Source organism: Candidatus Avoscillospira sp. LCP25S3_F1, from assembly GCF_052117125.1.
Taxonomy (GTDB): Bacteria; Bacillota; Clostridia; order Oscillospirales; family Oscillospiraceae; genus Avoscillospira_A.
Genome location: NZ_JBQKJT010000003.1, coordinates 233889 through 244950 on the forward strand (window position 1 = coordinate 233889; position 11062 = coordinate 244950).

Here is an 11062-nt window from a genome sequence, read left to right on the forward strand (position 1 = left end):
TCAGCCCACACCGCCTTTCGGGTCATCCGTCCGGCCAAAGAGGTAATCCAGGCTGCACCCCAGGACATCGGCGGCCTTGACCAGCCGCTCAGCTGTACCGCATCCCATGCCGTAGCAGTATGGCAGCTGTGTACGCACCGTGATATCTTCGCCGTGCTCCATCTTGGGATAGTTCTCGTCATCTTCCTTTAAGTGATACAGGTTAACAGCGTTCTGGTACTCCTCTACCGACAGGCCCGCAGCTGCCCTGGCCTCGCCGAACCGCTGCCAGATCTGTGTCAGCACCTCAACGTGGGGCCGCTCCCGTTCCTCCTTGGCCTGTCTGTCCTGCTGCTTTTGGAATTTCCGTTGTTCTTTCATGTCCCGAACTTTTTCGGCCAGCTTGGGGCAGGCACTTTTACAGGTAACCAGATTGGGGCAGTCCTTGCAGCAGCGAGTGCATGGACAATATGCAAAAGTAAATGCAGTTGCCGCTATTTTCTGAACTTTTTCGTCGAGGTGCCCACATGGCTTCCCATCGCTGCATTGCAGATTATTTAGATGTTTCAAATCATTCTTAAATGCACGGACATTATTTTCATATACATTGGAGATTTTTCGTCCTGTTTTCTGCACAAACTGCATTAGCGCTGACTGGTCATGAGCTGGAATCTGAGCTAGTGCATACGCTACAGATTCATTGATTGCATCCTTATCATAGGCCACTTTCCACTCCGGGGCCAGTTTCTCCCGGATGACTTTGAGCCGGGCCAGCTTGGACTGGCTGACCTTGCAAGCCTCGGCGACGTGGTCGCGCATTCGGCCCGGGAACTCCATGCCTTCCTCCTTGAGCTGGTATAGCAGCGCCTCGACCCGCTCTACCTGCTTACTGAGTTCAGCGGAGGTCAGATGCCGGGTGTCGGCGTTGGCGTAGATCAGCCGCAGTTCCTGGAGGGCGGCGGACCCGGCTTCCTTCTCTCGGATGCAGGGAACGTCTTTGTACTGCTCTTTGCCCTCGTCCACCAGCAGCTGCAATGCTGCCCGGCGGCGGTGGCCGGATACGATGATGACCCGCCCCGGCTGGTCGGGGTTATCTCTCACCCGGATAGGCTGCTGGAGACCCAGCAACTCAATGTTTGCCGCCAACTCGTCCACCCGGCTCAGCTGGTAGAAGTTGTTGGGGTCCTGGTCGATCAGTGCAATGTCGATGTATTCGATCTGCTCCCGGCCGGTGTCCAGATTGGACACATCCTTGAGCATAGCAGACAGATCAAATCCCATTCCCATGATGGCCACCTCCCATCAATTCCTTTGCAAAGGCCCGGTAGTCTACACCCGCGCCGCTGCGGGGACTAAAGACGCTGAGGGGCTGCTGGGCGAAACTCATGCCGTCCACCCGCTTGGACCGGCGGATCTTGGTGGCAAACACCGGCAGGCCGCTGCCTTGCAGCGTGGCCAGGGCCTCGTCAATGGTCTGGTCCTTGTAGTACATGGTCACCAGACAGCCGGAGACCCGCAGGGCCGGGTTGATCTTCCGCATGTTCTGGACCTGCCGCACCAGATTGGCCATGCCCCGGAGGGAAAAGGCGTCCAGTTTGATTGGGATTATCACTTCATTGGCCGCCAGCAGCGCCGACGCCGTGGCGGCATTAAAAGCGGGCGGGCAGTCCACCAGCACCGTGTCGTAATCTTGACCGGTCTCCGTCAGATGGGCCAGTAACTCCGAGATTGCCGTAGCCCGGACTGCCTTGTTCTCCAGTTTGGTCAAATCCAGGTCCATGAGTTCCATGGAAGCGGCCAGTATGTCCAGCCCCTTGTGCTGGGTTCTCTGAATCTGTCCCACGGCGTAGGCCGGGTCCATGGGGGCCGTCATCAGCTGGGCCAGATTGCCCCGGTCGGGGTCCACGCCAAAAAACTCCGTGCTGTTGCATTGACTGTCGGCGTCGATCAGCAGCACCCGCTGCTTATGCTCGGCGGCCAGTATGTAAGATAAATTGACGGCGGTAACCGTTTTGCCCACGCCGCCCTTTAGATTCAAAATTGCAATCGTCCTCATGGTGTTTGTCTCCTTTATTCGTTATTCTGTTTTAATGCAGCCTCGGCAGCTTCTCGGGTGAGGAAGACGGCTTTTCCAAAGCTGTTTGTGCTGTACCCATATTCTTTTTTCCCATCACTAATATCCATCCGTATAATTGCTTCGAGATAAACAATTTCGTCATCATGCAAAATAAATTTTTTGACGCGCCCTTCGATCGGAGGATTATATTGCTTCCCGTATGCCATAGTCACCCAAACTATTGCATCGACATTACACGGCAGCACCACACACCGCCCGGCCCGGTCTGCCTCCACCAACTCCCGCAGGCGGCCCAAGTCACCAAGATCCTTGTATCGGTTTAGTTCATGCAGCGCACAAGCCACCTTTCCCATGTCTGCTGCACTCAAAATGTCCTCCGGTTCCATCCCAGTATCTTTGTAGGCCGCCAGGCGGTCAAGCGCCGCCTCCAACCGCTCCAGCAGCCACTTCACGCAGCGCATAAGGTCGGCCTTATTGACGGCGTTGATGGTGGCCATTTCCGTAATCTTCTTGATTGCCTCAAACTTCTCCGCCATATCTGCGGTCGGGTCCGGGGAATTGAGGCTTTTGAGCGTAATTATGGCTTGTCCGTATGTCATGATGTCTTCCTCCTCATTCAAACCAGGACAATATGGACGAAAGACTGTCTATAGCACTGGAAAGTCGCTCCTTTGCTTTACCTGCCAATAACTCTGCTGCCTCTGCGCGGTCCAGAAGATCATGGATTGCGCTGTCCTTTTCCGCCAATGTCAAGTTCGCAGCAACTTGCGGCGCACAGGCTTTTGTCAGTGCCATGGTGTTGCAATCCTCACAGACAATCAGATACAGCCGCTCTTCGCAATAGTAGGCCATCAAGGGGCCTCCGCACCGGCGGCACTTTCTGTCTACCTGTAACCCAACACCTTTCGGCAATTCATAGAACTTGTGGCACAGCCTATCCAAATCGGTTGCGCCTTTTTCGCTTTTGCTCATATCGTCCTCCTGAATAAACACCCGCAGCGCCGCCAGCTGCCGCGCTGCTTCCAGATGCCCGGCACGGATGGGGCCGCTGCACAGCTGGGCCAGGGCCAAATGGCGCTGAATCTCATGCTCCAACTGCTGCAAACCCTCCATGTGGGCACCTCCTACTTCCCATGTCTCTACATCCACCATGCCGGTAGATCTTTATCCTCACCGGTTTCCGGGACAAAGGTCTGCTGCTGATACTGGCCCGCCTGGCGATTCCCCTGCTGGCCCTTTTTGTCTTCATCGGCGATTTTGGGCTTGGCCAGGGTAAACCGCTGAATGGTGCCGTCAAAGTCCAGCTCCACCTCGCCCTTACGGCCCTCCTTGTTTTTGCCGATCTTGCAGATCCGGCTGCCCGTGTAATCGTCGGGGTCGGACAGATACAGCAGCATGGCCACGTCCAGGTCCTGCTCAATCTGGCCGGATTCCCGGAAGCTGTGCATATCCGGCCTGAGCGGTTTCCCGTCTTTCTTCTCAGGGCGGGACAGCTGAGACAGAGCCACCACCAGGATACCGTGGGTCTGAGCCGCCTGGTGCAGCGTCAGGGATGTATTTGTCACGATATCGAATCTGGCGTGTGTTTTTCCATCATGGCTGCCGATCAGCTGGATGTAGTCCACGAAAATCACTTGGTGCCGCCGGGACAGCGCCGTGGAAACGATATCCATTGCCGACATGGACGAAGCCGGGATATGCTCAAATTTTCCCTGGGCGAAGATGGAGGAAGCGTCGCCAATCCTGGCCCATTGCTCTTCGGTAAAGCGCCGCTGCTTGATATCGCCCAGGGGCGTCCCGGACAGTTGGGCCACCAGACGGTCGGCGGCCTTTGCGGCGTTGGTTTCCAGGCTGTAGAATCCCACCCGGTATTTTTTCGACAGCCGCGCCGCCCACTGGAGGGCGAAAGCCGTTTTGCCGGTGGACGGGGCTGCGCCAATGCCCACCATGTCGCCCAGCTCCAGGTATGTCTTCTCATCGATGGGGCCGAAGCCGGTCCGGATGTATTCGGGCTTGCGCTCGTCGTGCATCCGGCGGTAGAAGTCCAGCATCAGCGCCTGGGCGTCCATAATCTTGAGCCCGGACCGGTCCACCAGCAGGCCGTTGGCCTGGGCTACCAGCTTCCCGGCCTCGTCCAGAGACGAAGCCGACGTCAGGGCCAAGCCGATCTCCTGCAATCGTGCCACCCGGGACAGTTCCCGGAGGACCTTGCAATACTCCAGAACATTGGCCGCCGTGGGCGTCAGGTCCATGCACTGACGGATGCAGCTGCGGAGTTGGTCACCACCCTGCATAGCATCCAGCACGATCACCGGGTCAACGGGGCGGCCACTGGTGAATAAGAGCCGCATGGTGTCGAAAATGGAGCGATAGACCCCACTGGGGAAATCGTCCAGACTGACGTTGGCCAGCACATCACCAATGCACCGGTCATCAATCAGCATGGAGCCGATGATTGACACCTGGGCGTCCTGCAATCTGGCTTCTAACTGCTTGTCCAGCATTACAGCACCTCCTTGTCCTCAGCCCAGCCACCGGACGGTTGTGCCGTCCGACCAGATAGCTGATATTCCTCGGGAGGGTCATTCCACCGCTGCTGATTGATCCAGCTGGCTGCATGGGGAATAAACTGGAGTTCTTTGCCTACGGCGTTCCAGTAGGCTACCTGCTTTGCTAACGCTCGGCCCATGGTGCCGATTAGTTCGTCATCCGGCTTGAGCTTGTCCCATGCTGCCACAGCACGGTCCCGCTTGACATGGCGGGGGTAGTAGTCCCAAAAGCCCTGGAAGCGTTCCGGCTTGTGTTTCGGCAGCTGGGCCGGTTTGGGTTTGTCCTTTTCCGGCGTGTCCAAATTGGTCACATCCTCGGATTGGCCTATATAGTCTTTATTAAGTCTTTTATTTATTAAGTCTTTATTATATTGTGTCGGATTTTCCGTCAACGGCTCACCCGCTGACGGTTCACCCGTCGACGGCTCAACCGTCGACGGAAAACCCGGCAACGGTTGGACATCTGGACACCGGCTGACCTCATGGAGGATATAGACGTTGCCGCCAAAGCGGCCACACTCCCCGTGGCTCTGCTCCCGTTCCAGATAACCTGCCTTTTCCAGCTCCCTGAGAGCGCTGCGAATAGCGTCACGACCCACGCCGCATACCACGGACAGGCCGGACACGGAATACTCCCAAGCTTCGGAAAAAGAACACATCATGGCAAAGATACCCTTGGTCTTAGGGTTGAGCCGACTGTCCCGGAGCATACCGTTGGGCAACACAGTAAAACCTCCTTGGCGATCAAGCCGGATTTTGGTTTCTGCCATTGACCAGCACCCCCTTGTCAAATTGGGCAAGGCATGGTATAATACTCATGTCCTTATGGTGGTTTTCCACCTTTGCCCCTTGACGGTGCGCCCGCACCGCCAGGGGGATTTTTTTATACCCTCGCATGGGGTCAACCTCCTTTGTGTGCGCTGCTGCCCTCCCGCGAACGGTCGAGAGCCGCCCAATGGTGGTATCGCGCCCGCTGCGCGACCTGCCAAAGCCACGGTCTCGACCGCCCGCCCCTTTCGGGGCATGACAAGAGAAAATAGAGAAAAGAGGGGTAACGCCGGGCGTCGTTCCCGACCGCCCGCGGGAAGGCAGCGCGTATAATCTTAGAATCCGCCCAGTCGGAGCCATTCCTCCTTGGTCATCTTGACCGCGTGGGCAACAGCGCGAATCCGGCCAAACTGGGCCTTGCTGACAAACTCCTCTTGGGTCAGTTTCCATAGCGTGGAGCGATCCATGCCGACCGCGTCAGCAACGTTGGTGTACGTTTGATTTGTCCGGGCCCGGACGGTCTTTACCGCCCAGGTAAACGCCTCATTCTGCCGAAGTTCGGCGGCCTCGGCTCTGGCCTGGGCCGTCAAATATACCTTGGGCATAGTGTCCTCCTTTCTCACCGCTGCGCAAAGCGCATTTCGTAATAGGCTTTATTGGCCGCTTCGGCCAATGACAAAATCTCGTCGAAGATGGGCGTCTCCGTCTCGTCAATCTTGCCATCAGCCACCAGTTGCAGCAGCTTCCGGTCCACCCGATTGTCCATCAGGTCAAGGATGCAGTTGATGTACGTTGCCGCCGCCTGGGCAAGGGGGCGGCCCACCTGAAACTCGGGCAGTAGATCGTGCAGATTGTTGGTCTGCTCGGCCAGATACATCCCGGTCAGCCACGGTGCGTCCAGGGCAAGCTGCAATTTGTTCAAGGCCTCCAGAGACGCCACTCTGGTACCGGATTCCCAGGCCCGGATGGAATCATCCGAATACCCGGACCGTTCGGCCAGGGCCTCCTGGGTCAGACCGCTACGAATCCGCGCCCTCTGGATGGCATTGGTTGCGTTTTGGTACATGGAAAATCACCTCCCAACGTGGGATAATGGATAAAAGGGAAATTATGCAGACTTTCAGGATTTTCATAGGTACCAACTACTGACTCATCACAATGGTTATACCAGCATCAGCGATTGCTTTAGCTACGCTGGAATCCCACTCATCATCCCACCGGGCCACTAGGGCGAGTTCCTCGTCGGTCAAGTCCTCCCTCCACTCCTCAGTAGTGGGGTCGTTGGTCTCGGCCCAGAAGTTGTCCTTCATCTGACGGATTCTTTCAGGGGTAATCATGTTACGTCCCTCCGTTCTGCGCCACAAACAGCTCGTCAATTTTGCAGTTGAGCACACGGGCCAGTTTGGGGGCCTGTTCCCAGCGAGGATCACCGCGACCGGTCTCCCACTTGGCAACTGCCTGCTGGCAAATATTGAGTGATCTGGCCAGTGCTGCTTGAGACATTGCAGCAGCTTCCCGGCACTCACGAACCCGATTCACGAAAGCACCTCCTTATTGCCCCACCACAGCAAACTAGAATTTGCTAACTGTGAACTTCACAGGCAAAAAAATATCGTCCACTTCACAAGAGAGAATTTCTGCAATCTGGATTGCGATTGCAGCAGGGATATTGCGAATGCCATTCTCATACTGACTGTAGGCAGGTACTGAGATCGACAACGTATCAGCCATCGTCGCTTGTGAAATGTTAGCATCGCGGCGGCGCCGCGCCAGCTCAGTCATGTCAGCACCTCCTTATGGCTTGCATTATATATTCACAATTAGCAAATGTCAAGTCATAATTTTGCAATATGTGAATTTATATTTTCAAAGTGAAAAAATTGTGGTACTATCATTTTGCAACTTGTGAAAGCGTGGTGATTATTTTGGCTATCTCTGAGCGCATTCGGCAGCTGCGGGAAAGAGAACACTGGACCCAGCGTGAACTGGCTGCCAAACTGCATATTGCCAACTCGACATTGTGCCAGTATGAAAGCGGCGCTCGGATACCCAGCGATACAGTCAAGAAAGAATTGGCTAATATTTTCGGTGTTTCCATCGACTATTTGTTGGGGGCATCAGCCATTCCAACACCAGCAGGTCCGGCAGATGCAGCCACAGATTTGGCGACACAGTCCGCTGCTGATTCAGAGATAAAGAGAGCAGCCGCCCAACTGGGGCGGCCGCTGGATGAGACTGATATTCGTTTGCTGGAACTGCTCAAACGTGCGACGCCGGAGCAGAAGCAGGCCATGTTGGAGCTGCTAAAGCAGTTTCAAAAATAGACAGAAATTTCTCCTGGTCGGCAGGAGCGAGACATCGAACCTGCTCGATCAGCGCTATATCCTGCTGGGTCAGCACATATTCTTCCATCATGATTCCCCCCGCCTGTCGTTGTCTTACCGGATTTTATGTTGATAGCATACAACAAATTTTAGCAAATGTCTACCCCTATTTGTTTAGATATATAAACCATTATTGAAAGGAAAGAATCGAATGAAAAAGTTTATCGCGCTCACTTTGGCCCTATGCTTTTTGTTGGCTGCCTGTAGCAGTCCTCCGAAGCAGGCCGAAAATTCCCAACCGGAAGAACAGCAGACAGAAGAAGTCAATGAAGCAGTCAATAAGGATGTGGAGGATGCGGTGGAAGAAACCCCTGTAGCCGATCCTGCCGAGGACAAAGAGAAAAAGCTGGATTTGATTGCGGTGACTTTTGAACCAGATGCCATGATGTCCCAGGCGATTGTCTACATCCAGAATAACAGCGACCAAATATTTACCGGCTCCGTCCATGTGCGCTTTTATGATGCGTCCGGCTCCATGGTTGGAGATGACACCATCTATCCAGAGGAAGTGGGGCCTGGAAGCAGTACCTATGCGAGAATCAACGTTGAAACCGCCGAGGGAATCACAATGGAACATTCTTTTGGCTTTCGTTATGAGTTTACAGATGCCGCGTCTGCATCAGAAGCAACGCTGGATGAAGATACCACGCAGCTGCTGGCTGATGAGATGCTGGGCAGCTTTGGCGGCGCTGGTAACCCGGAATGGGCCACATCCTGGTATGGAGCCATTGAGGGCTATGAAGTCTATTCAACTGCTGACGGCGAAAGTTATGCCGTTGTTATTGTCGGAGATGCCAGCCAAGAGGATATTGACCGGATTGGCAATACTGTATTTGGCAACTACGCGAAAGAGTATGGACTGGCGCAAGTCTTTGTGAAAGATAATACTGGGGCAACGCTGTTTACCCGGTCGCAATAATCTCAAGTGTCCAATCTGGACACAATCTGAAAGAGAAAGAGATGATCTGTATGAACGCCCTGTCTGAACTCAATGAGTACCGGCAGTTCACCACTCCGGCTGAACTACATAAGGCTGTCAACACACTGAAAGGTATGGTGGCCGGGATTACCAGCGACAGTATTTCCGAAGATGAGGTGCAGGAACTGGCCCATTGGTGCACACTCCACGCCAATCTCCGAAATCGCCACCCGTTTTCTGAACTGCTGCCGGTTGTGGAGGCAGCACTTGCCGACGGTGTAATTGACGCCGAGGAGCAGGCAGACATTTTGTGGTTGTGCAATAACTTTGTGGATGACGCAAAATATTATGATATTACCACATCCTCCATACAGTTCCTGTTAGGAATGATTCACGGTATCATGGCTGATCAGGTTTTGTCGGATGAAGAAATTCGGAATCTGAAACTGTGGCTTGACCATAACGATTTTCTGCGCGGCACCTATCCTTTTGATGAAATTGACAGCCTGGTACATACGATTCTGGAAGACAACATCATTACCGAAGATGAGCGCAATCTGCTGACGGCTTTTCTCAGTACGGTCATCGAATACAAAGATTCCCGCAATCTGTGCGACACGGACTTCGCGGCTCTGCGGGAGCAGTATTCCATTTCCGGAATTTGTTCGTTCTGCCCGGAGATATCCTTTGAGGGGAAGCTGTTCTGCTTTACCGGCCAGTCCTATCGCGGCACCCGTGCCGAGCTGGTCAAGGAGATCGAAGCCTTGGGCGGTAAGTTCCGCAGCAGCGTCTCTGCAAAGACAGACTATCTGGTAGTAGGTAACGCCGGTAATCCCTGCTGGGCCTACTCCTGCTATGGACGGAAGATTGAGGAAGCCATGGCCCTACGAAAAGAGGGGGCCAAAGTGCAGATTATTAACGAGACTGACTTCTGGGATGCTGTGTGGGATGCACAGGTGGAGCAGAAGAACGACTAATATAAATGCCCGGTGTCCAGATTGGACACCGGGTAACTCATAGAGAGGAGGCAGCCATGGCCAGCAACAGCCAATACCGCCGTTGGGCAAAGTCGTTAAAAAATCCAACACCCGTGGAACTGCCCTCTGGCCGGTGGCGCTGCCAGATCACCGTCAACGGCAAGCGGCTGAGCATCATTGAGGACGATCCCCGGACGGCCCACGCTAAGGCTCTGGCCATCAAGGCCGATGTGGTCAAGGTCCGCAGCAAGCCCCAGGACATGACCGTCCGCGAGGCCATCGACCGTTATATCGACAGCAAGGACTCCGTCCTATCCCCCACCACCATCAAGAATTATCGCAAAATCCCGCAGAACAATCTCCAGGGCATCATGGGCACCCGCCTGGGCGATCTGACCCAGGAAGCCATTCAGCGGGCCGTCAACGAGGACGCCAAAAAGCTGTCCCCTAAGAGCGTCCGCAACGCCCACGGCCTGCTCAGCGCGGCCCTGCGGGAGTATTATCCGGACATAACGCTGCGCACCACCCTGCCACAAAAAATCCGTCATGAAATCGCCATTCCCACCGATGCAGAGGTGGCGGCGATCCTGGCCGCAGCCGCCGGGACAGACATGGAATTGCCGCTGCTGCTGGCCATCTGGATGGGCCTGCGTCAATCGGAAATCCGGGGCATCACCTGGGATTGTATCAACGGCAATATCCTGCACATCCGCCAGGCCAAGGTGGATGGTGCCGACGGCCCGGTGGTCAAAACCACAAAGACCTATAGCGGCGACCGGAAACTCAGACTGCCACCCTATATCCTGGAGGTCATCAGCCGTACGGAGCGAAAAGGGGAGTACCTGGTAACGTTGAGCGGCCAGGCTATTTACAAACGCTTTATGCGCTTGTGTCAGTCTCTGGGGTTGCCACATTACCGCTTCCATGACCTGCGCCATCTTAATGCCTCGGTCATGCTGGCACTGGGTGTGCCAAACAGATACGCCCAGGACCGTATGGGACACGCCACGGATAACATGCTCAAGGCCGTCTATCAGCATACCATGGTGGAAACCCGAGCACAGGTAGATGACATGGTGGATGCACACTTTGAAGCACTATTGCACACAGATTGCACACAAAAAACTGAGAACCATTGATAATACAGGGCTTGTAAACAAATATACGGCGGGTTCGACTCCCGCCGCCTCCACCATAAAATCAAAACGGTATAGATGCCACTGGCGAAAAGCCAGTGGCATCTATACCGTTTCCGGGCTTTTTCAGCTCAAAAATTCACGGATGATTCCATAGATGCCAGTAAGCGTAAAATAGAGGAGGACCTTTCCCCCTGTGGTAAGATGGGAGTAAAAGGACAGGGGGCAGAGAGGTCATGAGTGAGGAAAAGCGAATTTTGCAGTGCCTGAACT

Annotated in this window: 15 protein-coding genes; 4 read left to right on the top strand and 11 right to left on the bottom strand. The window is 54.7% G+C overall.

What is annotated here, in order from left to right; genetic code table 11:
• The 11 genes from ACTQ33_RS04075 to ACTQ33_RS04125 form a co-directional block, all read right to left on the bottom strand.
• Window positions 1-1266, bottom strand: a complete 1266-nt coding sequence (locus ACTQ33_RS04075) for a ParB/RepB/Spo0J family partition protein (protein WP_441462437.1) — start codon at window positions 1264-1266, stop codon at window positions 1-3.
• Window positions 1250-2035, bottom strand: a complete 786-nt coding sequence (locus ACTQ33_RS04080) for a ParA family protein (RefSeq protein WP_441462439.1) — start codon at window positions 2033-2035, stop codon at window positions 1250-1252. Before ACTQ33_RS04080 ends, ACTQ33_RS04075 begins: the two co-directional genes overlap by 17 nt.
• A 14-nt stretch (window positions 2036-2049) precedes the next feature.
• On the bottom strand, window positions 2050-2655 hold the full coding sequence (locus tag ACTQ33_RS04085; protein WP_441462441.1) for a hypothetical protein: 606 nt from the start codon (window positions 2653-2655) through the stop codon (window positions 2050-2052).
• A gap of 13 nt (window positions 2656-2668) precedes the next feature.
• On the bottom strand, window positions 2669-3169 hold the full coding sequence (locus ACTQ33_RS04090) for a hypothetical protein (RefSeq protein WP_441462442.1): 501 nt from the start codon (window positions 3167-3169) through the stop codon (window positions 2669-2671).
• Between the two features lie 26 nt (window positions 3170-3195).
• Entirely contained in the window at window positions 3196-4560 is a 1365-nt protein-coding gene (locus tag ACTQ33_RS04095) for a replicative DNA helicase (protein WP_441462444.1), read from the bottom strand.
• Window positions 4560-5375 carry a helix-turn-helix domain-containing protein gene (locus ACTQ33_RS04100; protein ID WP_441462446.1) on the bottom strand — a complete coding sequence of 272 codons (816 nt, stop codon included), beginning with the start codon at window positions 5373-5375 and terminating at the stop codon, window positions 4560-4562. Before ACTQ33_RS04100 ends, ACTQ33_RS04095 begins: the two co-directional genes overlap by 1 nt.
• 333 nt (window positions 5376-5708) lie before the next feature.
• Complete coding sequence (locus tag ACTQ33_RS04105; protein ID WP_441462448.1) at window positions 5709-5978, bottom strand: hypothetical protein; 270 nt, start codon at window positions 5976-5978, stop codon at window positions 5709-5711.
• Window positions 5979-5992: 14 nt separating this feature from the next.
• On the bottom strand, window positions 5993-6439 hold the full coding sequence (locus ACTQ33_RS04110) for a helix-turn-helix domain-containing protein (protein ID WP_441462450.1): 447 nt from the start codon (window positions 6437-6439) through the stop codon (window positions 5993-5995).
• A 76-nt stretch (window positions 6440-6515) separates the two neighbouring features.
• Window positions 6516-6710, bottom strand: a complete 195-nt coding sequence (locus ACTQ33_RS04115) for a hypothetical protein (RefSeq protein ID WP_441462451.1) — start codon at window positions 6708-6710, stop codon at window positions 6516-6518.
• A 1-nt stretch (window position 6711) separates the two neighbouring features.
• Entirely contained in the window at window positions 6712-6912 is a 201-nt protein-coding gene (locus ACTQ33_RS04120; RefSeq protein ID WP_441462452.1) for a helix-turn-helix transcriptional regulator, read from the bottom strand.
• A 33-nt stretch (window positions 6913-6945) separates the two neighbouring features.
• On the bottom strand, window positions 6946-7155 hold the full coding sequence (locus tag ACTQ33_RS04125) for a helix-turn-helix domain-containing protein (RefSeq protein WP_441462454.1): 210 nt from the start codon (window positions 7153-7155) through the stop codon (window positions 6946-6948).
• 98 nt (window positions 7156-7253) lie between these two features.
• On the opposite strand from ACTQ33_RS04125, the gene ACTQ33_RS04130 reads away from it, so the two are divergent.
• From ACTQ33_RS04130 to ACTQ33_RS04145, 4 genes are all read left to right on the top strand, one after another.
• A complete protein-coding gene (locus ACTQ33_RS04130) occupies window positions 7254-7697 on the top strand; it encodes a helix-turn-helix domain-containing protein (RefSeq protein ID WP_441462455.1) in 444 nt (147 codons plus the stop codon).
• Between the two features lie 211 nt (window positions 7698-7908).
• The gene (locus tag ACTQ33_RS04135; protein WP_441462457.1) at window positions 7909-8676 is read left to right on the top strand and encodes a hypothetical protein; all 768 of its coding nucleotides are present in this window, start codon (window positions 7909-7911) and stop codon (window positions 8674-8676) included.
• A 50-nt stretch (window positions 8677-8726) separates the two neighbouring features.
• A complete protein-coding gene (locus tag ACTQ33_RS04140) occupies window positions 8727-9653 on the top strand; it encodes a BRCT domain-containing protein (RefSeq protein ID WP_441462459.1) in 927 nt (308 codons plus the stop codon).
• Window positions 9654-9709: 56 nt separating this feature from the next.
• Window positions 9710-10792: a tyrosine-type recombinase/integrase gene (locus ACTQ33_RS04145; protein WP_441462461.1), complete on the top strand. Its 1083-nt coding sequence runs from the start codon at window positions 9710-9712 to the stop codon at window positions 10790-10792.
• Window positions 10793-11062 lie beyond the last annotated feature (270 nt).